The sequence below is a fragment of the Sphingopyxis sp. A083 genome (genome assembly GCF_001468495.1).
Lineage (GTDB): Bacteria > Pseudomonadota > Alphaproteobacteria > Sphingomonadales > Sphingomonadaceae > Sphingopyxis > Sphingopyxis terrae.
Window position 1 is genome coordinate 188258 of sequence record NZ_LNSK01000005.1, and the last position, 22269, is coordinate 210526.

The 22269-nt window shown below is 63.1% G+C and carries 26 protein-coding genes and 1 tRNA gene; 13 read left to right on the top strand and 14 right to left on the bottom strand.

All coding sequences use genetic code 11. From position 1 onward, the window contains the following. The first annotated feature begins 40 nt into the window (after nucleotides 1-40). Nucleotides 41-346 (top strand): hypothetical protein, encoded by a 306-nt coding sequence (locus ATE59_RS17845; RefSeq protein ID WP_156000999.1) that lies wholly within the window; start codon nucleotides 41-43, stop codon nucleotides 344-346. 60 nt (nucleotides 347-406) lie between these two features. Here the strand turns inward: ATE59_RS17845 and ATE59_RS11420 are convergent, their stop codons facing one another. Then, nucleotides 407-2881 (bottom strand): MobA/MobL family protein, encoded by a 2475-nt coding sequence (locus ATE59_RS11420; RefSeq protein ID WP_040589534.1) that lies wholly within the window; start codon nucleotides 2879-2881, stop codon nucleotides 407-409. Between the two features lie 334 nt (nucleotides 2882-3215). Here ATE59_RS11420 and ATE59_RS11425 point away from each other — a divergent pair, with 334 nt between their 5' ends. The 6 genes from ATE59_RS11425 (at nucleotide 3216) to ATE59_RS18390 (ending at nucleotide 8627) form a co-directional block, all read left to right on the top strand. After that, nucleotides 3216-3905: a hypothetical protein gene (locus tag ATE59_RS11425; protein WP_003042443.1), complete on the top strand. Its 690-nt coding sequence runs from the start codon at nucleotides 3216-3218 to the stop codon at nucleotides 3903-3905. Next, nucleotides 3905-4237 (top strand): hypothetical protein, encoded by a 333-nt coding sequence (locus ATE59_RS11430; protein ID WP_003042439.1) that lies wholly within the window; start codon nucleotides 3905-3907, stop codon nucleotides 4235-4237. The genes ATE59_RS11425 and ATE59_RS11430 overlap by 1 nt, the downstream gene beginning before the upstream one ends. Next, complete coding sequence (locus ATE59_RS11435; RefSeq protein ID WP_003042436.1) at nucleotides 4234-6027, top strand: hypothetical protein; 1794 nt, start codon at nucleotides 4234-4236, stop codon at nucleotides 6025-6027. The genes ATE59_RS11430 and ATE59_RS11435 overlap by 4 nt, the downstream gene beginning before the upstream one ends. A 125-nt stretch (nucleotides 6028-6152) precedes the next feature. Then, the gene (locus tag ATE59_RS17850) at nucleotides 6153-6353 is read left to right on the top strand and encodes a hypothetical protein (RefSeq protein ID WP_156000995.1); all 201 of its coding nucleotides are present in this window, start codon (nucleotides 6153-6155) and stop codon (nucleotides 6351-6353) included. A 3-nt stretch (nucleotides 6354-6356) separates the two neighbouring features. Next, nucleotides 6357-6797, top strand: coding sequence for a recombinase family protein (locus ATE59_RS11440; protein WP_003042433.1), 441 nt, complete (start codon nucleotides 6357-6359; stop codon nucleotides 6795-6797). A 174-nt stretch (nucleotides 6798-6971) separates the two neighbouring features. After that, the gene (locus ATE59_RS18390) at nucleotides 6972-8627 is read left to right on the top strand and encodes a recombinase family protein (RefSeq protein ID WP_443029280.1); all 1656 of its coding nucleotides are present in this window, start codon (nucleotides 6972-6974) and stop codon (nucleotides 8625-8627) included. On the opposite strand, the gene ATE59_RS11460 is transcribed toward ATE59_RS18390, so the two are convergent. Continuing rightward, nucleotides 8586-8662, bottom strand: a tRNA-Arg gene (locus tag ATE59_RS11460). The two genes, ATE59_RS18390 and ATE59_RS11460, sit on opposite strands and share 42 nt — an antisense overlap. Nucleotides 8663-8734: 72 nt before the next feature. On the opposite strand from ATE59_RS11460, the gene ATE59_RS11465 reads away from it, so the two are divergent. After that, nucleotides 8735-9481, top strand: a complete 747-nt coding sequence (locus tag ATE59_RS11465) for a queuosine precursor transporter (RefSeq protein ID WP_058812511.1) — start codon at nucleotides 8735-8737, stop codon at nucleotides 9479-9481. Between the two features lie 5 nt (nucleotides 9482-9486). Continuing rightward, a complete protein-coding gene (locus tag ATE59_RS11470) occupies nucleotides 9487-9876 on the top strand; it encodes a hypothetical protein (protein ID WP_058812512.1) in 390 nt (129 codons plus the stop codon). Here ATE59_RS11470 and purQ read toward each other — a convergent pair. Together purQ and purS are read right to left on the bottom strand one after the other, a co-directional pair. Further along, complete coding sequence (gene purQ, locus ATE59_RS11475; protein ID WP_058812513.1) at nucleotides 9838-10503, bottom strand: phosphoribosylformylglycinamidine synthase subunit PurQ; 666 nt, start codon at nucleotides 10501-10503, stop codon at nucleotides 9838-9840. The two genes, ATE59_RS11470 and purQ, sit on opposite strands and share 39 nt — an antisense overlap. A 22-nt stretch (nucleotides 10504-10525) precedes the next feature. Beyond that, complete coding sequence (gene purS / locus ATE59_RS11480) at nucleotides 10526-10756, bottom strand: phosphoribosylformylglycinamidine synthase subunit PurS (RefSeq protein WP_058812514.1); 231 nt, start codon at nucleotides 10754-10756, stop codon at nucleotides 10526-10528. A 197-nt stretch (nucleotides 10757-10953) separates the two neighbouring features. Between purS and ATE59_RS11485 the strand changes: the two genes are divergently transcribed. The 3 genes from ATE59_RS11485 to ATE59_RS11495 all read left to right on the top strand — a co-directional run bounded on the left by ATE59_RS11485 (nucleotide 10954) and on the right by ATE59_RS11495 (nucleotide 12344). Then, nucleotides 10954-11127, top strand: a complete 174-nt coding sequence (locus ATE59_RS11485) for a (2Fe-2S)-binding protein (protein WP_003049527.1) — start codon at nucleotides 10954-10956, stop codon at nucleotides 11125-11127. A 99-nt stretch (nucleotides 11128-11226) separates the two neighbouring features. Continuing rightward, nucleotides 11227-11709, top strand: a complete 483-nt coding sequence (gene bfr / locus ATE59_RS11490) for a bacterioferritin (protein WP_003049525.1) — start codon at nucleotides 11227-11229, stop codon at nucleotides 11707-11709. 164 nt (nucleotides 11710-11873) lie between these two features. After that, a complete protein-coding gene (locus ATE59_RS11495) occupies nucleotides 11874-12344 on the top strand; it encodes a hypothetical protein (RefSeq protein WP_058812515.1) in 471 nt (156 codons plus the stop codon). A 63-nt stretch (nucleotides 12345-12407) separates the two neighbouring features. Here ATE59_RS11495 and ATE59_RS11500 read toward each other — a convergent pair whose 3' ends face one another. The 7 genes from ATE59_RS11500 to ATE59_RS11530 are packed head-to-tail and all read right to left on the bottom strand — an operon-like array spanning nucleotide 12408 to nucleotide 17854. Further along, nucleotides 12408-13001, bottom strand: a complete 594-nt coding sequence (locus ATE59_RS11500; protein WP_058812516.1) for a VOC family protein — start codon at nucleotides 12999-13001, stop codon at nucleotides 12408-12410. 19 nt (nucleotides 13002-13020) lie between these two features. Beyond that, nucleotides 13021-13644 (bottom strand): glutathione S-transferase family protein, encoded by a 624-nt coding sequence (locus ATE59_RS11505; protein ID WP_231737311.1) that lies wholly within the window; start codon nucleotides 13642-13644, stop codon nucleotides 13021-13023. Between the two features lie 53 nt (nucleotides 13645-13697). Continuing rightward, nucleotides 13698-14612 carry an SMP-30/gluconolactonase/LRE family protein gene (locus ATE59_RS11510; RefSeq protein WP_058812517.1) on the bottom strand — a complete coding sequence of 305 codons (915 nt, stop codon included), beginning with the start codon at nucleotides 14610-14612 and terminating at the stop codon, nucleotides 13698-13700. After that, nucleotides 14609-15256, bottom strand: coding sequence for a carboxymuconolactone decarboxylase family protein (locus tag ATE59_RS11515; protein WP_058812518.1), 648 nt, complete (start codon nucleotides 15254-15256; stop codon nucleotides 14609-14611). The genes ATE59_RS11510 and ATE59_RS11515 overlap by 4 nt, the downstream gene beginning before the upstream one ends. 12 nt (nucleotides 15257-15268) lie before the next feature. Then, nucleotides 15269-15664 (bottom strand): nuclear transport factor 2 family protein, encoded by a 396-nt coding sequence (locus ATE59_RS11520; RefSeq protein ID WP_058812519.1) that lies wholly within the window; start codon nucleotides 15662-15664, stop codon nucleotides 15269-15271. A 10-nt stretch (nucleotides 15665-15674) separates the two neighbouring features. Then, nucleotides 15675-16562, bottom strand: a complete 888-nt coding sequence (locus ATE59_RS11525) for an SDR family NAD(P)-dependent oxidoreductase (RefSeq protein WP_058812520.1) — start codon at nucleotides 16560-16562, stop codon at nucleotides 15675-15677. Further along, entirely contained in the window at nucleotides 16559-17854 is a 1296-nt protein-coding gene (locus tag ATE59_RS11530; RefSeq protein ID WP_058812521.1) for a spinster family MFS transporter, read from the bottom strand. Before ATE59_RS11530 ends, ATE59_RS11525 begins: the two co-directional genes overlap by 4 nt. 104 nt (nucleotides 17855-17958) lie before the next feature. Here ATE59_RS11530 and ATE59_RS11535 point away from each other — a divergent pair, with 104 nt between their 5' ends. Further along, nucleotides 17959-18726 (top strand): SDR family NAD(P)-dependent oxidoreductase, encoded by a 768-nt coding sequence (locus ATE59_RS11535; protein ID WP_058812522.1) that lies wholly within the window; start codon nucleotides 17959-17961, stop codon nucleotides 18724-18726. 60 nt (nucleotides 18727-18786) lie between these two features. On the opposite strand, the gene ATE59_RS11540 is transcribed toward ATE59_RS11535, so the two are convergent. From ATE59_RS11540 to ATE59_RS11550, 3 genes are read right to left on the bottom strand one after another with little or no spacing between them, the layout of a single operon-like run. Then, nucleotides 18787-19497: a glutathione S-transferase N-terminal domain-containing protein gene (locus ATE59_RS11540; protein ID WP_003049501.1), complete on the bottom strand. Its 711-nt coding sequence runs from the start codon at nucleotides 19495-19497 to the stop codon at nucleotides 18787-18789. Further along, entirely contained in the window at nucleotides 19494-19991 is a 498-nt protein-coding gene (locus ATE59_RS11545; RefSeq protein WP_058812523.1) for a nuclear transport factor 2 family protein, read from the bottom strand. The genes ATE59_RS11540 and ATE59_RS11545 overlap by 4 nt, the downstream gene beginning before the upstream one ends. 13 nt (nucleotides 19992-20004) lie before the next feature. Further along, nucleotides 20005-22248, bottom strand: a complete 2244-nt coding sequence (locus tag ATE59_RS11550; protein WP_003049496.1) for a TonB-dependent receptor — start codon at nucleotides 22246-22248, stop codon at nucleotides 20005-20007. Nucleotides 22249-22269 lie beyond the last annotated feature (21 nt).

Below are 22269 nucleotides of genomic sequence, written 5' to 3' on the forward strand. Positions count from 1 at the left end.
CCGATAAGCACGCGGACACCGAGGAGTTGGACGGCAAGTAATGACCATTGACCGCGGATCATTCGCACCGCTTTCGAGCGATCACGTCAGTCCCACGCTCAAAATGCTGGAGGCCGACCGGGAGAGTGATAACCCGCGCTATGCGATCCATGAGCCAGAAGCCGCTTGCACCAGTTGCCCCATCGCTGTGTGGTATCTGGAAGGGGACGATCTAGAGTGCTTCTGCCCAGCTCTTCATAGGGGTGTCTGGGGACTCAAAATTTCGGCGATCAAACTTTGCGACGCCCGCGAACAGGCAATCGCCGAGAGTAGAGCCACGGGACGAGCAGCAGCAATTCCTGAATGAGCCCCCCCCCCCCCAATTAGCGGCTCTGGTCATAGCGCACGGTCAATGAGGTCCGGTTGTTTACCGCCCGAAATCTATGTCAGGCGGAAATGGGCGGAGGCCCTTTCTCGGCCCTTTAGGACCAGGCTTTCGTTCGCCCGACGAACCCAGCGCAATCAACGTATCCGGCATATCGAGGCGCCGTGAACGGCGCCATCGTGCATCGTGCTTCGCACGCGCTTCGGCCGCGGCGACCAGCATCAGTTCGTAGGGCGACAGGCTTTGCGGCGGCGTTGGAGGGCTACTGGACCGTTCAGCTGCAGAAGGACGTCCGTCCCCAGGAATTCCCGCGCTGCCCGTCGTTGATCGATCAGGTGTGACTGCAGACATTTCATTAGATGGTGCACGTGACGGCAAGGTTGTGGCGACCGGATTAAGTTGGGGTTGAGGTGGCATATTCGCCAGACGTTCTAGTGCCGCCTGGACCATGGGTTCTTCTTCCCAAGCTCTTACAAGGTCGCGAATTTGCGGCGGTGCGCTTTCAGTGACCGCCCACTTAGTTCCGACCTTGCGGATGCTGCCCGGTGACGACGCGCAATATTGAGAAATCTGGGAGATTTCACTACTCTGCCGCTGCAGAATTTCCTGAATATCACGCTCGAGTTCTGTCGGCAGGATTGCGGAGGGTTCAAGTCCATGGCGGCCAAGCATTGCGGGACGCCACACCGGCTTTCCGTCCTTGATCGCAATGTAGCGCCGCCTCAGGCGGAGCTCCTCCACGAAATCAATCCATGCTCGCTGGTGCTGCGCCTGTTGGGCCTCCGCTGCCGCTGCCGCTGCAATATCTGCAGCACGTCGACGATCATTGCGATGGCGCTCCGAGAGCGCCGCGCGGCGGGCATTGTCATCCATAGCCTGCACACGTGCGGCCTCGGAAGCATCGAGCCGCGATAAATCCAACTCAAGTCCGAGCTTGCCAGTCTGATATGGCGCAACTTTCGCCCCGAGCAAAACCGCGCGACCTGCTTCGTTGGCCGCAACTGCGGTAGCAGCCGCGGTGGCCAGCCGTTTCTGATCCAGCCGCCGCCGCAAAGCCCTAAGCTGCTCCACCGCTTGGTCCAGCCCTGTGCGGCGCGCTTCCAACAAATTCCGGTGCGCCATCATCCGTCTGATGGTGGCCGCGATGCTCTGCACGTCGGCGCGGCCCTTTGGCACGTAATGATCGGCCCGTGCCTGAATTGCCGTTCGAATACTGGCAGCGCCCGACGCAATGTCGCGGACGATTGCGACGTCCGGTAAGGGGCGGCGACGCGAGGGAATAGTGACGGCGCGAATACGTCTCGTAAGTTCGGCGAGCGTATCGCGCTGCGCGGCAAGATTGCGCCGTCTCGCCGCGATCTCGACGCTACGCGCCAGCAGCGCGGTTTCACGCTCGGCTAGGACAAGTTTTTTGGCGGTGCTGTCGGTCGCGACGCCCAACTCATTGAGCGTCACAATGCGAGCGTTGCTTTCGATCACCGCGACTGTTTCGCCGCGGTCAAATGCCGCCATGCGTTGCGGCCCCACCCGCTCCTGGCGCTGGGCATTCAAACCGCGCGCCTGATAGCTGAGATGCGTGAAGCGTGTTGCTAGGCCCGCGTGGCGACAGGCTTGATTCATATGCGCCGCGCAGAGTGCGCGCAGCCGGAACAGGCCCGCCTTGTCGGTAAGACCGTTGACCTTCTCCTCCGCGACGTCCCACTGATAGGATTCGGTGCGTTCGCAGGGCCGGGTCGAAAACACGATATGGGCGTGAACATTGCGCTGATCGCTCAATTCGTCCGGCACATGGAGAGCGGCAGCGTAGGCCAAACCGAGCCGACCAAAAGTTCGTTCGCAGAACTCGTATACGAACGAACGGCGCTGCCCGGCACTCAGTTCATGCGGCAAGTTCAGCACCACACGATACTGGACCTTGGCGTTGGCCCGATAGCCTTCCTCGACGGCCTCCAGCATGCGCCAGGCCGCTTCGATTTCTTCGACGCTCTCACCCATGTTGCTGATCGGATGGGCCAACTGAACATCGCCCTCTTCGAGCGACCCATCGCGAAAAATATACTCAACGTGGGTTGCGGCAAGGCCGGAACGCCAACCCTTCGAGTTGAAGCCCTTGTAGGTGACGTTCATATAAAGCGCGACACGGCCGCGAGCATCGATCAGCGGGGTTTGATATCGACGTAGCGGGCGAGCAGCGGAAGGCGCCATTTTCGATCTGCTGATTTTACGGTCGGATGCCGATCTGAATGGCGGGCTTTGCATCTTTACCCGAAACGTGCGCCCCCAACCCGGTGCAATGCTTTCGGCAAGCTCGCGCTGCAACGCTCGGTCAGCGATGGCGTAAGCTCTTTCGGCCCCGGCCTCGCGCCTGCGCCGCATCGTGGCAACGCGATTGATCGCGCCTGCGATCGTGCGGTCCGCTGCCATCAATCGGCGCGCGGTGCGGTTCGGCGCCATGAGCATGGCGAAGGCCCGCGCATCGGCTTGGGCCATTACGCCATCTTCGCCGATCAACTGCATGCTTTGCGCCATTTTGCTCACTTGAAAGAGGGGGGTGGGACGAAAGCCATGGGCCTGTTGACCCCGGTCAACGTTTCTTTCGCACTCCCACCCCCCTACTTCTCTTCCTGTGCTCAATTTCGATCTGTCACTCCGCGGCCACTTCTTCGGCGGGGAGCACTCCATTCGGATGCTGAACATCCGGGAATTATGTTGAGTGAGCACGTCAACAATTGCGCAGTCATGGCCGATCTCCGGCGCAGCGATTTCATAGCGGATGCGAGTGCCCCCCGCTGAGCGGCGGCGTTGCACTATCCATACCCCTCCCGTTCGATCACGAACGAGGAGAAATGACTTGGATTATGACCGCGAAGAGATGCGCCGCCGGCGCGAGTATGAGGAAGCACTCGCCGCCCAGAAGAAGCTGGAGGAAAAGCTCGCGAGCTTAAAGCGCGCCGCCCGGACGGCCAAGGGGCGCCTGCTCTCGTCTACCACGAAGAGTGAGACATGGCACCGGATGTCGCTTGCCTGGCTCGATCGAGAGGCGGGCTATAACGGGGAAATGGCATCAGCGCGCGTGTACCTGCGTGGGCTTCCGTTCCAAGACTATGTGCAGGCGCTTGCGCCGTTCGCCGAAGGGATGCCGGGAGCCTCCAACCTCGCGATCGAGGTTGCCGCGGTTGCGGCAAACCTCTCCGACTGGACCGTCAAGGGCGACACGTTTCTTCTTGAGCGCGCTAGGCGCGACTATGCGTCAGAGAACGCATCGTTCGCGGCTTGGCAGCGCGAGCATCCCGAGCATGAAACCTGGCGTAAGAAGCCGCCGACCCGCGGCCAGGGCTTTCTCATCACGCGCATCACCGCGGCGCAAGATGTCGAACCGCCGGTTCGGATGAATCGCGGCGAGGCGCATGATTGGATTGCCAGGCACGGCGGCAACCCGCGGCTCGCCGACGAGGTGCTGCCTTCGGCGACAAGCCTGAACCCGACCGACCAGAATGACGACGATGCTGGCGCGCCGGTCCTTGGCGAAGAGACGGTGTGATGACGGATATCCTTGACCAGCCCCGCGACATCAGCGTCGGCGACCGTTACCAGCGGTTCAGCGACTACGCCCACCTCGTCGAGATTATCGAGATCGAAATCGAGGTCATCCAGCGAGCCGAAGCCGAACTGGAAACCAACCAACAAGATGCGTCTAAGATTTGGGACTACATCGCGACGCATGCTGCCAATCTTGAAGCCTTGCTCGGGGCGCAGGAGCAATGGCTTGCAGATCAAGACGCGATCATCGGACAGGAGCTGAAAGCCCTGCGCGCCGAAATCCGGAATTTACCTTCTCTGCTCCATATAGACGGAGAATCGAGCACCACATGAGCTATATCTCCGACCTCATAAACAACGTGCAGCAGGCGGGCATCGACCCCGCGATTGATGCCGGCTGCGCCGTGCGTCGCGGTTGGGACTATTGGGAGCCGCTTCGGCGAGGTGGTGACAGATCGGCCCCGTTTGCTTCGAGCCGAGCTATCATGAACGCAACCACCAAACCTGATACAGACGGGACAGGCATGGCCCGTATAGCTCATCGCCATCTGCTCGATGACTCGCAACTGCCGCCTAACATGCTGCCCATCTTGGACGTGGGCATGACCGTCCAGGAACTGCTCGCTGGCATATGGCGGCAAAGCCTCGTCCGGCCAAGCGACGCGGGCGATCCGATCGGTGACAATCCGTATCTCGTTTCAAACTGCCATGGCATCTGCCCGTCATCGCGCTATTTGATGACTCTGATCGGTCACCCACCCCGTGATCTCGCCCTATGGTTTGATGAGCTGCGTCGGCACGACCCCGACTTGTTCCGGCTGGTTCTGGCCAAGAACTTCAAAGCGGCACTCACATATGACCCTGACATTGTCAGTTACCCTTGGCCCAAAATGGTGCGCAAGATGTGGCGTGATGAGGAAGCTGATTATCTCCCTCCATTCCATACAGCCGTTTTGTATGCGGAGCTGGCCCGCACGGCCATGAACCATGCCGGCCTCGTCGAGTGTGCGTTCGATGGCGAAACCGAACTCACCACCAAGAAGCTGCTCGACCGCGTCGGCACCAGTTTCGGACCGGGGAAGACGGTCGCCGCCAGTCGCGCCATCAGCTACGCCCCGTTCCAAACGCTGGCACTCGGGCTGCCAGATAGCATTATCGAGGCTGAAGACATCCCAGCCATGGAGGCGTGGGTGCAGACAGCAGCGTCGCATATTGCGCTCGTCGCAGGCGAGCTAGAGGGCATCGATATTGCACCCTCAACGGAAGTTGAGGCGAATTCCCTGCGCGCCGGTTTTGCAGCGCACCCGCAATTTCTGCCCGAACCCCGCAAGGGGAAAGGAAGCTCGATCCAACCGCGGCGAACCAGCATATTCTGGGGGGTCGCCTGGCGGCTTAACGCCGCGGTGCGGCTGCTCGAGATAGCCGAAACCGCCCGCGAATGGAATCGGTGTTACCGACCTTCCGGCCCCCAATTGCCCGTTGCGACTAACTTCCGTAAGGCGAACCCCGTGGCCCGCGCCATCACAGCCATCCGGTTCCGCTGGACCGCCGAAGCGAGTCGGCCCGCCGCCAAGGCATTGCTGGGCGAGGTTCTGTCGAAGGCAGAAAAGAAGGAGTTTCGGTTTGAGGAGTGGCTCCCCAAGCAGATCGAGCCGTTGACGATTGACAACCATTTAGGCGCCAAGTCTGGTCTTTCGCTTCAAGAGAAAGCTCTCGCGGAGATAGGCGGGCTGCCGAAACCCGGCGAGCTCGGTTATTCTGCGCGCAGTCAGGCGCATCTGTGGCTCGATGATGTCGGCGACGATATCGCACAGTATCTTAAGCTTGAGAAAGTGGCTGTGCGCGAACACAGCAAAGCGCTGCACGGCAATTCGCTTCCCTTACGGCAACGCCCCTCAGGGACACCACCAGAAATCTTGGCCAAGCTCGCCAAACAACACGGGATCAAGGCGCATCACGGAGCAATTGGCCACAATCGAAAATCGCCGCTTCCGGGATCTCTGATTGGAATGACGCCTTTTACCGCGGCCTCTATGGGCGCTCAGTTTGAAGGGCAGCGCGTATCGCCACTATCAACGGATCCAATGTGGGCGCGACTACTCCGCACGAAGAAGAAGCCGTAACAGTCTGGGTGCCGCTCTAATCGGCGGCAGCTAGCCATACAGCATCCGCGATCAGCGAAGCACTTGCGCCAGATTCGCGAGTGCCCCCCGCTGAGCCAGAACCTTGACATCGGCACGACCGACGCATGGGTCAGTCTTCTTCCTCTTCTCACCAACCATCGGCCACGACGCAGTCGTTGTCTTCGATGGCTGCCGCGCGAACAAAAAGCACAGAGAGGCTTGTCACGACGGCCCTCGGCGATTCATGGTCAACATTGGATGCCGAGGTCGCACTGATCGACCGGCTGTTCGGGTGCGAGATTGCCGCCCTGTTCGAAAGGGAATGAATCATGATAGCAGCAGGGGCATCGTTCGAGGGCAAGCGCGTCGTCGTCTATGCGAGGGTATCGACCACGCGGCAGCAGAAGAACGACATCTCGCTCCCCGATCAGATCGCGACCGCCGATCGCTGGATTGAGGAAAATGGGGCAACGCGGGTGCGCGTTTTCTCCGAGGCCGGCAGCGCCATCACGGACGAGCGTCGTGCCTTCCGCGAAATGATTGCGATGGTCGATAGCGAGGGCCGGCCGGCAGATATCGTCCTCGTTCACTCCTTGTCGCGCGGCTTCCGAAATGCGACCGACTTCATGCTATATCGCGAACGCCTGAAGCGCCGCGGCGTCAGGATCCTCTCGATCGCCCAGAACTTCGGAGACGACCCCGCCTCCGATATGGCCATTGCGATGATGGCGATATTTGATGAATATCAATCTGCGGAGAATCCCAAGTGACCGGCCCCCACTGAGTGGCCCGGACGGAATGTTGGTGCAATGACGCCATCATCGCCAGTGCTGGCCACAGGTGAAACGAAGCGGAACCGGAGGGCGATACTGGATGCCGAAGTCGCACTAATCGACCGGCTTTTCGGCGGCGAATTCGCCGCCCTGCTCGAAAGGAAATGAGCCATGGTAGCGGCAGGGACATCGTTTGAGGGCAAGCGGGTCGTCGTTTATGCCCGTGTGTCGACCACGCGGCAGGAGAAGAACGATATTTCGCTCCCCGATCAGATCGCGACCGCCGATCGCTGGATTGAGGAAAATGGGGCAACGCGGGTGCGGGTCTTCTCCGAGTCCGGCAGTGCCACCACGGACGAGCGTCGCGCCTTCCGCGAAATGATTGCGATGGTCGATAGCGAGGGCCGGCCGGCAGATATCGTCCTCGTTCACTCCTTGTCGCGCGGCTTCCGAAATGCGCTCGACTTCATGCAATATCGCGAGCGCCTGAAGCGCCGCGGCGTAAGAATCCTCTCGATCACCCAGAACTTCGGAGACGACCCCGCCTCCGATATGGCCGTTGCGATGTTGGCGATATTTGACGAATATCATTCAGCCGAGAACGCCAAGCATGTGCGCCGCGCAATGCTCGCCAATGCGGTGCGGGGCTACTGGAACGGTCAGACGCCACCGCTCGGCTTCCGGACGTTCGTTGTGCCGCAGGACGGGGGCAAGGACCGCAAGAGGCTCGAGCATGACCCCGAAACAGTCGATCTCATTCGGTGGATCTTTGACACCTATCACAATGGCACTCCAGAAGGTCCGATCGGCCTCACGGTGCTGGCACAGTTGCTCAACGATCGTGGCGAGCGGCTGCGGGGGAAGCGCTTTAGTGTCTCTAACGTCCACGGAATTCTCACGAACACCGCCTACATCGGTTACGTCCTCTTCAACCGACGCAATTCGCGCACAGGCGAAGCCCGGCCCGAGAACGAATGGGTGCCGATCCCGGTGCCTCCAGTCGTCAGCGAGGACGTATTCTACGCCGTCCGCAAACAGATGGCCGATCGCGATCCTCGCATGGGAGAGGCCGCGGTCAAGACCAATACCAATCTTCTAACCGAGCGCGCCACGTGCGGCTGCGGTGGCGATGGCTGCGGCGCCGGGATGATGACCAGCACCGGCAAGTCCGGTCGGTATCGCTATTACGCATGTTCGGCGCGCGTGAAACAGGGGCCCGACGCCTGCCCAGGCCGCCGCATTCCGATGGAAGCGCTCGATGACATTGTAGTCAACGCGGTGTCCGAGCATCTGACTCAACCTGAGCGACTGAGCGCTTTGCTCCAGACGTGGCTCGATCGCTCAGCGACAGCAGTCGCTGAGCGTGAGACCGACCTCAAGCGTCTTCGCGCTCGGTTGACCCAGCTTGAGGGCGAGAGTGCCCGAGTCATCAAGCTCGTGCGCAACGAGGTTCTCAGCCCCGATGACCCACAGGTTGCGACCGAGTTGGCCAATATCCGCGCTCAGCGCGTCAGCGCGAAAGCTGACATTGTCGTGCTCGAACGCCAACTGGACGCGAGCGATCGCCGGATAACGCCTGCTGTGGTTGCAGAGTTTGGCGAGTTGCTGAATCGCAAGCTACGCGGCCCCGACAAAAAGGTGCGTCGAGAATACGTCCACCTGCTGGTGGACCAAGTGGAGGTCGGTGATCGTGAAATCCGCATCATGGGGCGAAACGCTGCTCTCGAGCGCGCAGTGATCGCTTCGCAGACGCCTACGGCCCCAGTGCCCAAAGCTGAACGGAAATGGTGCGCCCGGCAGGATTCGAACCTGCGACCACCCGCTTAGAAGGCGGGTGCTCTATCCAGCTGAGCTACGGGCGCGTGCACCAAGGCTGTGGATCGCGCGAATAGCGTGGTTTGCGAGGGCTGCAAAGCCGGTTAAGCAATGCGGCGATGACCGAGTCTCCGCCGCCCGCCCATCCCGCGCACGTCCGCGCCGCCAGCGTGCACCAGTTCCGCTATTATGATCTGGTGATGGCGGCCTTTGTCGCGATCCTGCTGCTCAGCAACATCATCGGGGCATCGAAGCCGAGCTATGTCACCCTGCCCTGGGGCACCGAATGGGCCTTTGGCGCTGGCGTGCTCTTCTTTCCGATCAGCTATATCATCGGCGACGTCCTGACCGAGGTTTATGGCTATGCGCGGGCGCGCCGGGTGATCTGGACCGGGTTCGCCGCGCTCGTCTTCATGGCGTTCATGGCATGGGTCGTCGTCGCGCTGCCGCCGGCGCGCGACTGGCCGGGGCAAGCAGCCTATGAATTCGTGTTCGGCAACAGCTGGCGCATCGTCATCGCCTCGATGACCGCCTTCTGGGTCGGCGAATTCGCCAACAGCTATGTCCTCGCGCGCATGAAGCTGTGGACCGAGGGCCGGCATCTGTGGATGCGCACCATCGGGTCGACGATCGTCGGCCAGGGGCTCGACAGCCTGATCTTCTACCCGCTCGCCTTTTACGGACTCGCCGGCTGGCCGCCCGAGCAGCTTTATCAGGTCGTGCTGTCGCAATGGTTCATCAAAACCGCCTGGGAGGCGGCGCTGACCCCCGTCACCTATCTGGTGGTCGGCACGCTCAAGCGCCGCGAGGGCGTCGACGTGTTTGACGAGGGAACCGATTTTACCCCCTTCCGCGCCAAGGTCTGACCCGCGTGACGCTGACCCTGCTCGCCGCGCTGTTCGAGGAGCACAAGCTGTCGATCGTCTCCTCGGTCGGGCTCGGCAAGGATGCGCTGCATATCTATTTCGGGCTGGCGCTGTTTCTGGCGGTGCGGCTGGTCTGGCGGCGGCGCGGTGGCGGACTGATCGCCTGGGTTGCGGTACTTGTCATGGCGTGCGGCGGCGAATGGCTCGACCTTCAGGCCGAGATCGGCCGCTCGGCGATCCAGCCCGACGCGGCGCACTGGCACGATATCTGGAACACGATGTTCTGGCCGACGATGCTGCTGATCGTCGGCCGCTGGCTGGAGCCGCGCGCCGACGCGCCAGCGCAAGCGGTCATATCAGGCGAGAACGCCGAGCGCGGCCTCGAACAGGCGTAGCCCGTCGGTGCCGCCATGCGCGCGGTCGATCGCGCGTTCGGGGTGCGGCATCATGCCGAGCACATTGCCCGCATCGTTGAGCACGCCGGCGATGGCGCGCGCCGAACCGTTGACGCTGTCGGCATAGCGAAAAGCGACGCGCCCCTCGCCCTCGATCCGGTCGAGCGTGTCGGCGTCGGCGAAATAATTGCCGTCATGATGCGCGATCGGAATATGGATCGTCTCGTCCGCGCCATAGGCGGCGGTGAACAGCGACTGGCTGTTGGCAACGGTCAACGGCACCGTGCGGCAGACGAAGTTGAGGCCCGCGTTGCGCATCAGCGCGCCGGGCAACAACTGTGCCTCGGTCAACACCTGAAAGCCGTTGCACACGCCCAGCACCGGCACGCCGCGCGCCGCGGCGTCGGCGACGGCGCGCAGGATCGGCGACCGCGCCGCCATCGCGCCCGAGCGCAGATAATCGCCATAGGAAAAGCCGCCAGGCAGCGCGATGAAATCGGTGCCGTCCGGAAGCGCCGTCTCGCGGTGCCAAACCATCGCGGGCTTGACGCCGGTCACGGTTTCGAGCGCGACGGCCATGTCGCGATCGCAGTTGGAGCCGGGAAAGACGATGACGGCGGTCTTCATGAGCAAGGCTCCTTCGCGGCGGTCAGGCGCGTTCGATGCGGTAGTTTTCGATCACCGTGTTGGCGAGCAGCTTTGCGCACATCGCGTCGAGATCGGCATCGCTGGTGCCGTCGGCCACGTCGAGTTCGATGAAGCGTCCGGCGCGCACATCGGCCACGCCGCCGAAGCCCAGCCCTTCGAGCGCATGATGGATCGCCTTGCCCTGTGGGTCGAGCACCCCGGGTTTGAGCGTCACATAGACATTCACTTTCATGGGCGCGTACCTTCATGTTTCGGCCGGGCGGGTTCGGGCCGGGGAGGATGGGCGCGCCTATGCCCGCGAATCGCCGCGCGGGCAAGGGGCCAGCGCGGCAAATCGGCCGCATCAGGGAAATGCGAACCGCTCGCAACTTTCCTGTTGCGAATCCCTCGCACCATCCCTAGATCAGCCTTGTTGAGAAGGATTCGCACATGGTCGTCTGTGTCTGCAACGCAATAAGGGAACGCGATTTGCGCGACGTCGCAAAGGACGGCCAGTTGCGCTGCGCCAAGGCCGCCTATGCGCAACTGGGTCGCAAACCCAAATGCGGCCAATGCCTGCCTTTCGCTCGCAATATCATCAGCGACATTACTGCGACCGCCTGAATTTTTCCAAGATTTCCGCCACTTTTCGGCTTGGCCTGAACGGGTCCGGGCGCCTATAATCCTGTCTTCTTACCCCACCCGACAAGGACAGGACGGACAATGAAGGGCGACCCCAAGGTCATCGATTTTCTCAACGAAGCGCTCAAGAACGAGCTGACGGCAATCAATCAATATTGGCTGCACTATCGCATGCTCGACAATTGGGGCGTCGCGCGCCTTGCGCATTTCGAGCGCGAGGAATCGATCGACGAGATGAAGCACGCCGACAAGCTGGCCGACCGCATCCTGTTTCTGGGCGGCCTGCCCAATTTCCAGCTGCTCGGACGGCTGCGCGTCGGCGAAACGGTCGAAGAGATCCTCAAGGCCGACCTCGCGCTCGAGGAAGAAGCGATCCCGCTGCTCAAGGACGCGATCGCGCATAGCGAAAGCGTGCGCGACTATGTCAGCCGCGATCTGTTCGCCGACATTCTGGAAAGCGAAGAGCATCATGTCGACGAGCTGGAAAAGCAGTTCGAGATGATCGAGCGCATGGGAATGGAAAATTACGTCCAGCTCCAGTCGAAGCCCGCCGGCGACGACTGACGCCGGACCGGCCAAAATCCGAGGATTTTTGGGGGCGCCTGCGGGCGCCTCATTTTTCGCTTGTTTTTGCGACTGATTATCAATAGCACTGTTTACGCAGTCCCCTCCTGCCGGCTGCTGCGGCCCTGCGGCAGCCGGCATCTTTTTCGGAGGAACCGGGCTGCATGCCGATGCGCCGCGGATTTGGGCCGTCGATGGGAGGAATGATGGAAACCAGCACGCTCGTCCGCCGCCTGACCGAACAGCCGTTCGTGCGCGACCTGCCGGTCGATGCGGCGCAGGCGGTCCTCGCGCTGCGCTATTGCGTGCTGTGCCATCGCAGCGAGCGCGACCCGATGCCCGAACTCGAACGGCGCTGCGGCAACATCCTCGCGGCGCGCCGCTACCGTCTCGTCGTGGAGGCGATCGGTCATTGCTGGCCCGACCCCTTCGCGGTCGCCCCGCCCTGCTGCCCGCGAGCCAGCTTCGACGAAGCGTTGCTCGCGGCGCTGGTCGGTGCCGCCGGTCGCGACGACCGCGCGGCGTTCGACTGGCTCAGCGCCGAAATGCTGGGCGGCGACGCGCGCGAAATGCTGTTCGTCGCGCTCGGCAATTTCCTCCGCGCCAAGGCGCCGCGCCGCGCGCCGAATGATTAGCGCTCGGGCACAAAATGGGCCCGGCGCAGCGGCCGGGCCCGAGGAGTGTTTCGCTATTTCGGCTTATTCGGCGGGAACCGGCTTGCGTGCGGTGATCATGCCTTCGACCTTCGTTCCGTCCGCACGGACCGGGTCGTGCGCGACGTCGCTGTCGTCGAACACCTTGGTCCAGGCCGCAAATTCGAGGCACACGCCGTCGGGGTCGAAGAAATAGACCGAACGGACGAACACATCGTCGTTCATCTCGTCCGACGATTGCGTCGGCGAATTGTCGTGGTTCAGGATCTTGGTGACCTTGACGCCCTTTTCGACGAGGCGGTCGTAATATTCATCGAAGCGCTCGGCGGGCACGTTGATCGCGATATGGTTCATCGATCCGTGCGCCGACATGAAATTGCCCTGCGTCGGCAGCGCTTCGGGCGCCGAGATTCCCGGCACCGCTTCGGGCGCACCGTCGAACCAGAAGAAGGCCAGGCTGTCGCCGTTGCCGATATCGAAGAAGAAATGCTGGCCGCGATTGCCCGGCAGGTCGATCGTCTTGGTCAGCGGCATGCCCAGGATGTCGCGGTAGAATTCGACCGTCCTGGCCATGTCCTTGCACACAAGCGCGAGGTGGTTGACCCCGCAAAATTCGAATTCCTTGTTTGCTTCTGCCATTATCCGTCTCCTTTGCGTCTCAGTTCGAATTGGCGCCGGGCCGGGCCTTCATGCCCTGGTACCAGCGCAGGATATTCTTGTTTTCGGGGTCGAGCGGCTGACCGACGCTTGCGCCGAAATCGAGGAAAGCGAAGAGCATGATGTCGGCGAGCGTCAGCCGGTCGCCAGCGATGAACGCGCGATCGGCGATGAGCGGATCGAGCCATTTGAGCCCGTCCTGCGCCACCGCCTTCAGCCCCGCCGCGGCTTCGGGCAGACAGCGCATGCGCGGTTCGAACAGCGGTAGCCCCTCCGCAAAGCGAAAGCCGTTGGTCAGCGGTTCGCAAATCTTTAGGTCGACGCGCCGCGTCCACATCCGCGTCACCGCGCGCTCTTCGGCCGTCGTGCCGATCAGCGCCGGATCGGGAAAGCGCTCCTCCAGATATTCGCAGATCGCGGTAATCTCGGTCAGCACCGTGCCGTCGTCGAGCTCGAGCGCCGGGGTCTGCCCCGCCGGGTTCACGCTGCTGTTATAGGGAGGGCGCCGGTTTTCACCGCCGCGCAGATCGACCTCGACCTGCGGCAACTCGATCCCCTTTTCCGCCATGAACAGTTTCACGACACGGGGATTGGGGCCGACGCTATTGTAGAATTTCATGGCCATCCTCTCATGATCCTTCTAGCAGCTTCCCGTATAACCGTCAACTTAATTGACGATTATACGGGAGCCAGTCCGGGGCGCGGCCAGCGGACGCGGTAGAGCGCCCCGGTGGTCGAGGCGGTGATATAGGCGTCGCGCCGATCGGCCCCGCCAAACGCGATGTTGGTCACGCCGATATCGGGAAGCGGCAGAAACTCCGACCCGCCGCCATCGGGATCGAAGATGGTGATGCCGCCTTCGACCATTGTGCCGACGCAGATGCGGCCGCTTTCCTCGACCGCAAGGCTGTCGAGCAGGCGGAAGGCGGGCGGCGTGCCGACGAACCGCCCCGGCGCCCACGGCGGCGGCGGCGCGAGCTGGCCCGGTGCCACCACCTCCATCGCCCAGACGCGCGCGGTCATGGTTTCGCTGACATAGAGCGTTCCGCCGTCGGGGGAGAGGCCGATGCCGTTCGGACCGATCATCTCGGCGCGCTGGCGCGTGATCGAGGAGCCGTCGATGCCGGCGTAGTAGATGGCGCCATGATCGCGGCCGCTGCCGCGCACCTGACCATGGTCGGTGAACCAGAAACCGCCCGAGCGGTCGAAGACGATGTCGTTGGGCCCCTTCAGCCGCTCGCCCTCGAAACTGTCGTAGAGCGTCGTCACTGCCCCGCTGGCGAGGTCGACCCGCTGGATCGAGCCGCAGGCGGCGTCGTGCGCGGCATGACCGGGAAAGAGCAGCGGCCCCGCCCGGGTCCACTGGAACCCGCCATTGTTGCAGACATAGGCAGCGCCATCAGGACCGATCGCCACGCCATTGGGCCCGCCGCCAGGCTCGGCCACGACCGACAGGCTTCCGTCCGGGGCGACGCGGGTCAGCGTGCCGCGCGCAATCTCGACGAGCAGCACCGACCCGTCGGGCATCGGCACCGGCCCTTCGGGAAAGCGCAGGCCGGTGGCGACGACCTCGGGCGCGCCGAAGTCGCTCATTCGGGTTTCGATCGCGGCGCGCTCAGGAAGTCGGCGGCATCGAAGCCTTCGGGGGCCGCGACCTCGACGATCGGATCTTCGCGCGCGTCGAATTCCATGCGCAGCGCGCGGGTGATGACCGCGTGCATGTCATAAAGGCAGGTGATGTAAGTGAATTCGAAAATCTGCTCGTCGTTCCAGAAGGTCTTGAGCTTGTCGAACACCGCCGTCGGGACGCGGCCGTTCGCCTGGCTGAGGCAATCGGCATAGGCGAGGACGGCGCGTTCCTGATCGTTATAGCAGTCGGCGACCTGCCAATGGGCGATCGATGCGATCTTCTCTTCGCTGACCCCCAGACCGCGCAGTGACTTGCAATGCTGCGAAAAGACGAACTGACTGCCCTTCACCCAGCCCGCGCGCGTCTGCCCAAGCTCGCGCAGCACCGGGTCGATCGAACGCGCCGGATTGCGATAGACCGCGAAACCGTCGACCGCATGTTTGAAGATGTCGGGCGACAGCGCATAGACGGTCCACCAATCGCCCGGCGTGCCGGTCGCGGTACCGGGTTCGGCCACCGGGTCGCGGTCGCCGAACAGGCGCTGATAATAAGCGAGAACGATCTCGTCGGTCACTTCGGACCGGGGCACCTGGCGCAAGACGGGCATGAAAGGGACTCCTCAGGCGTTGGCAAATTTGCGGAATTCGGCGACGTGCGCGCTGTCGAAATATTCGTCGAGGCGCGTGATCCGGCCGTTTTCTACCTCGCAGATGATGGCGCACGGCAGGCGCACCGGGCCGTCGTCGTGAACGCGGCGCCCCTTCAGCACATGCTGCTGGACGAATCCCCCCGGAAAGGTGGTCAGGCGTCGGTCGGCATATTCGCGGTCCTTGATGCGCGCGACCATCCCGGTCAGCGTCTGCGCCGTCTGCGCCGGGGTCACGATCAGTTCGTCGGTATTGTGCCATATCTCGGCATCGGGCGTGAAACTGTTCTGCATCGTTTCGATATCGCCCTGCTCGATCGCGTCGAAAAAGCGCGTCGCCATCGCACGAATGTCGTCCTGTTCGTTCATCAGTCTCTCCTCAAATCCGCGCGCCGAACATCCGGCCGCCATTGGCCGCGATCAGCCCGTCGATATCGTCGCCCTTGTAATCCGGATCGGCGGATTCGCCGAAGGCAGTCAGCATGTCGCGCGTCACCAGTTCGGCCATCGCCTTCCATTCGGGATGGGTGAAAATCCAATAGTCGCCATTCTCGATCGCCCGGACAACCCGCGCGCCGATCTTCGCCGGGTCCATCCCGCCCGCAAGCACGCCTTGCATGGCCTGACTGGTCGCCGCCGCGCGGCCGACCTCGACCTGCGCCGGGCGCAGATCGCGCGTCGCTTCGACAATGCGCGTCGCCGACATCCCCGGCATCAGGACCGAAATATCGACGCAGGTGCCCGCAAGCTCGTTGCGCAGCGCCATCGCGATGCCGAGCGTCGCATATTTCGAACTGATATAGGCGACCGAGATCGGCGGCGGCACGATCGCAACCATCGACGATGTGATGACGAGGTGGCTCGCCTCGCCCGATGCCTTCATCGCACCGAGGAAGGTGCGGCAGGCATAAAGATGCGCATGGGCGTTGACGGCATAGTTCCAGCGCCAGACGTCAGTGTCATAATCCTCGAACGGGCCCGAACCGCCGCCCACACCGGCATTGCTGAACAGGATGCGTACCGGGCCGAAAGCCTGCGCGGCAGCACCGGCATCGGCCCAGCTTGCCTCGTCGGTCACGTCGAGCTGCAACCCGATCGCCTCGGCCCCCGCAGCGCGCAGGCTGTCCGCCGCCGCTTCCGCGCCCGCTCCGTCGATATCGGCGAGGACCAGCCGCGCCCCCCTGTCCGCCAGCGCCCGCGCCGTCGCGAGGCCAAGCCCGCTGGCGCCGCCGGTGACGAACGCCGTCTTGCCTGCAACATCGGTCATTCGGCGAAATCCTGATCGAGGTGGCGCGTCATCGCGAACTGGGCCAGCCCTGCGGCGACGGCGAAGGGAAGAATGGCTAGCAGCGCCCAGCGCAGACTCTCGTCGCCATAGGCCGGCTTGAGGTGATCGCTCACCACGCCGATGAACAGCGGACCGAGGCCGAGGCCGACGATGTTGAACATCAGCATCAGCACCGCCGCGGCCGTTGCGCGGCTGCGCGGCGGGGTCAGATTCTGCACCAGCGCCAGCGCCGGGGCGACATAGGCGGTGCAGGCCGCCATCGGGATCATCAACAGCGCAAGCGACACTTGCCAGCTATCGACGAGGAGCGCCGCGGCGAAGCTCGGGATCAGGACGGCGGTGGCCAAAGCGGGGATCGATCCATAGGCGCGCGGCGATCGCTTCGCGACGTGGCTGACCAGCCAGCCGCCGCCAAGGATGCCAATCCCGAAGGTAATGCCGGCGGCGGGCGCGAACCAGGTCGCCATCGCATCGAGCGGCATGCCCTGCGTCCGCATCAGGAAGGCCGGGATCCAGTTGAGCATGCCATAGCTGACGAAGGCGGCAAGGCCGCTGCCGACCATCACCATGCGCAGCGACCGGCGGCGCACGAACATCGCAAGGCTCTGCCGAAAGGGCAGCGCTTCGTCGGCCGTCTGCTGCTTGTCCATGGCGCCGCGCGCGGGTTCGCGGACCAGCCAGATCAAGAGCGGCGCGACAAGGACGCCAACGACGCCGATGACCAGGAAGGCATTGCGCCAGCCGATGTTGGCCGCCGCCCAGGCGCCGAAGGCGGCGCCGACGAACACGCCGAACGGACCGTTCAGCGTGAAGAGGCCGATCGCCAGCGGACGGCGATCTGGCGGGTAATAATCGGCGATCACCGACAGCGACGGGGCGGTGCCCCCCGCCTCGCCCGCGCCGACGCCGAAGCGCATCAGCGCCAGTTGCCAGAAGTTCGACACCATGCCGCACGCGGCGGTGAAGCCGCTCCACACCACGCAGGCGATACCGATCAGCTTCACCCGGTTCCAGCGATCGGCGATCATCGCGACGGGGACGCCCATCGCCGCATAGAAGAGCGCGAAGGCAAGGCCGGTGAGCAAGCCGAACTGCGTATCGCTGAACTGCATATCGGCGCGGATCGGTTCGACGAGCACCGACAGCAGTTGACGGTCGACGAAGTTGATCGTGCCAACCAGGAACAGCATCGCGAGCGCAAAATTGCGGCGGACGGCGATCGAACGGTCGGCCGGCGCGGCGCCCGCATCAAGGGCGGTGGCTTGCGTCATGGCTCTCCCCAAACATGTGATTCTTGTCGGGTCAAAATACTTAGGTATTTAAGTTTATCTGTCAATGTGCTTTACGGTAAGGCGACATCGAACGGGAGAGAGCAATGGATATCAAGGGTAAAACCGCCATCGTTACCGGCGCCGCGAGCGGCATCGGCCGCGCCACCGCCGTCGCGCTTGCCGAGCGCGGTGCCGCCGCGATCGCACTTGTCGACGTCAACGATATCGACCTGCGCGAAACGGCGGGTCGCGTCGAGGCGGCGGGCGCGCGGGCGACGGTCCACCGCCTAGACCTGTCCGACATCGCCGCGACCGAAGCCTGGTTCGCGGCGCATGGCGACGTCGACATTCTCCACAACAATGCCGGGGTCGTATCGGGACTGCCGCAATTTCCCGACGTCGACGCGGCGCGCATCCGCTGGATCATCGACGTCAATGTGACCTCGCTGATCGCCGCGACGCAGATCGCCGTGCAGGCGATGCGCCGCCGCGGCGGCGGGGTGATCGTCAACACCGTGTCGACCGTCGCGCTCGGCACCGGATTCTACGATGCGATGTATGCGACGACCAAAGCGGCAGTGATGATGTTCACGCGCTGCTGCGCGCCGCTGAAGGCCGAATGCAACGTCCGCGTCGCGGGGATGCTGCCGGGCCTTGTCGATACGCCGATCCTCGACACCACGGGCGCGGGCGGCAAATCGGAGTGGATGGAGCAGGTGCTCGCCAATAATGAAGCGTGCGAACCCAAGGATATCGCGGGCGGCGTCATCGCGCTGATCGAGGACGACGGCCTGGCCGGGGGCGACTGGCTCGCGGTGCGGCGGCTCGCCGGAAAGATCGAATATCAGTGGGGTCATGCCGATACGGTCTGATCCACGCTCGTCATTGCGGGCGAAGCCGCGTCGCTTCGCTCTTCGCAATGGCGCAGGAGGTCAGCGCGTCGGTGCGGCGAGCATATTCTTGCCGAACAGGTTCGACCATTGCTCCTCGGTCAGCACCGGCCGCGCGCTCGCAAGATTGGCGGCATTTTTGACGTCGGTCCCGGCAATCACCGCCGGCCGCTCGCCCACGCGCGCGAACCAGTCGGCAACGGCGGGATAATCGTCGAGCGTCAGTCCGATCAACTGCACCGCGCGCGCCCAGGGCCAGGCCGCCATGTCGGCGATGCTATATTCCTCCGCCAGATAGTCCGCCTCGGACAGCCGTCCGTTCAGAACGTGGAGCAGGCGAACCGTCTCGTTCCGGTAGCGCTCGGTCGGGTAGGTCTGGCCTTCGGGTGCGTAGCGGATGAAATGATGCGCCTGCCCCTGCATCGGCCCGAAGCTGGCCATCTGCCACATCAGCCATTGCTGCGCCTGGCTGCGACGGCGCGGATTTTCGGGCAGGAACTTGCCGCTCTTTTCGGCAAGATAAAGCAGGATCGCGCCGCTTTCGAAGACAGGCAGCGGCGCCCCGCCGCCGATCGGTTCATGGTCGACGATCGCGGGCAAGCGTCCGTTGGGATTGATGCGCCGAAAGTCGGGGGTCAGATGATCGCCCGCGAGCACATCCATCTTGAGCAGGCGGTGCGGCAAGCCCGTCTCTTCGAGCATGATCGAAACCTTGTGCCCGTTGGGCGTGGGGGTGAAATAAACCTCGATCATGCAATTCCTCTTTCGGCAAAACGGGCGCGGGCGGCGGCAAATGCGGCGTCGAAGGCGGGCTTCCCCGCCGGGTAGCCCGCAACGGTGAGCGTGACACCCGCGATCCGCCATCGCCTGTCGCGGATCAGATGGTGGGTGTAATGACCGACCAGGTCGCCCATCAGCGCGACGCCATCGACGGCAATGAAGTGCGCGGCATCGACGATACCCGTCACCACGGCGCGATCGCCCTCGATCTCGGCGCGCAAATTGTGCAACCGGTGCGCGGTCGCGTCGAAACCCTCGAGCGCGCCGCAGCGGCGCGTCCATTCATCGGCATCGATTGTCGCGACGATCGACCCGATCGCGCCATAGTCGATCGCGATCCGGTCCCTGAGCAGCGCGCGGTAGGCGCCCCAGTCGCGCGCATCGAGTGCGGCGGCATAAGCGGTCACGACCGCCACCGCCGCTTCCCGGTCAAGGAAAGCGTCGATAGCGGTCGCGTCCGTCGGCATTCTAGTGGGACTGCTAGAATTTGAAGCCGGCTTCGATCGACAGGTTGCGCGGCGGTTCGAGGTAGAGAATCGCGCGCGGAACCGCGGTGATCGGCGCCGGCAGGTTGAACGCGCTGCCCGTCGTCAGCTCGTTGGTCAGATTCTTGCCGACGAAGGCCAGGAACCAGCGCTCGTCCGCATCCGAAAGCTGCACACGCAAGTCGAGCTTCACATAGCCTTTCTGGATGCCGAAAATCGGGCTCTGATTGTCCGAGTCGAAATATTTCGAGCGGCCCGCCGCAACGCCCGTAATGTCGAGCTTCAGATCGTCGCCCAGCGGCACGCGGCCGTGCGCCGAAACATTGCCGGTCCATTTCGACGTGTAGGCGAGACGATAGCCGGCGAGATTGTTGGTCGCCGGCGTGCAGGTGCTCGGCTGCGACGCAAGGCAGGCAGCCCCCGGATAATCGTCGTATTTGATGTCCTGATACGCACCCGATGCGGTGATATCGAGGTTGGGCGACAGATAGAGCGCAAGCGATCCTTCGATGCCCTTCGACGTCGCGCTCGCGGCGTTGCCGGTCAGATAGCTGGAGCTTGCCGGCTGATAGACCGAAACCTGCAGATTCTTGAACTGGGTGTCATAGACCGAGACGTTGGCGACGACCTTGCCGTCGAACAGCGTCGATTTGACGCCCGCTTCATAGTTGGTCGAGCGCTCGGGCTTGAATGCGAAGGTCGCGTCCGTTGTGCCCAAGGTATTCGACACAAAGCCGCCCGACTTCGAACCGCGGCCATAGGTCGCATAGAGCATGATGCGCGGCGCGACGTCGAACTGCACCGTGACCGACGGATCGACATTGCCTTCGCTGAGCGAACCGTCCGCGCTCGAGATCGGGCGGATCGCGAACGGGCCATAGACCAGCCGCGAAGCGAAATCGGCGTCCTTGCTCGTGTGGCTGTAGCGCAGGCTGCCGATCACGCGGAAGGTGTCGGCAAGGTTCAGCGTACCCTGTCCGAAGAGCGACCAGCTTTCCGAGGTCTGGTTGAAGCGGCTGTCGATGCGGCCGAAATAGGGCGAACCGAACAGGTCGGCGATATTGAAGCCCTGCAGCTGGTCGAGCCGGTATTTGCCATGGTCATAATAAGCGCCGACGATGAAGTCGAAGGTGCGGCCGGTCGGCGACAGCAGGCGGATTTCCTGCGAGAATTGCTCGAAGCGCTCGGGGAAGCTGTTGTAGACCGAATTGTTGGTAAACGCGCCGCCGCCGCCCGGGATCGTCTGATCGAAACCGTTGACGATATTGGCGTTGAACCAGCTGTAACCCGTCACCGACGTCAGCGTATAGTCGCCGATCGCGATGTTGCCGGTTCCCGATATCATGACCGACTTGGTCTTCGTCCCTTCATCGCCGAGCGCCGACTTGTCGAGATAGCGCGTGAGGTGCGGATCCTGCGCGCTGGTCAGCGGGCTCGACACGGTGATGCCGCCCACGACATCGCGGTTCGCATATTCGACCTTCGCGGTGTAATCGAAATTGGCCGACGGTTCCCATTTCATCGTCAGGCGGAGAAGCTGCTGCTTGATCTCCGGATCGTCATGATCGGTCGCGAGATTGCGGATATAACCCTGCTGGTTGAGCACCTTCATCGCAAGGCGCGCGCTCAGCGTGTCGGTCAGCGGCCCCGACAGATAGCCCGAGAAATCGGTGCCCTTGAAATCGAAGTTATAATTGGCGGTCAGCTTGCCTTCGAAGCGGTCGGTCGGCCCCGCCGACACGACGCTGACCGCGCCCGCGGCGGTGTTCTTGCCGAACAGGGCGCCCTGCGGACCACGCAGCACCTCGACGCGCGCGAGGTCGAAGAAGGGTGCCTGCGCCTGACGCGACCGGCCGGCGTAGACGCCGTCGACATAGAGCGAGACCGACTGGTCGAACGCGAAGTTCGCCGGCGGCGAGCCGAAGCCGCGAATGTAGATCACGTCATTGCCCGCGGTCGACTGGACGAAGACGTTCGGCGTGTAATTCATCACCGCCTTGATGTCGTTCGAGTTGAAATCGTCGAGTCGCTGGCCGCTGACGACTTCCATCGAGATCGGAACATCCTGGATGTTCTGGGCGCGCTTTTGCGCCGTCACGATGATTTCATTGCCGCTGCCGCTTGCCCCGGCGGCCGTTTCGGCGCCATCGTCGGCGGTTTGTGCCATCGCCGGCGCGGCGGTGGCCAGCATCGCAAGCGTCGCGACGCCGGCGAGCAGATTCGAATGTCGAGCCTTCATCTTCACCCTCCCATAGAGCCT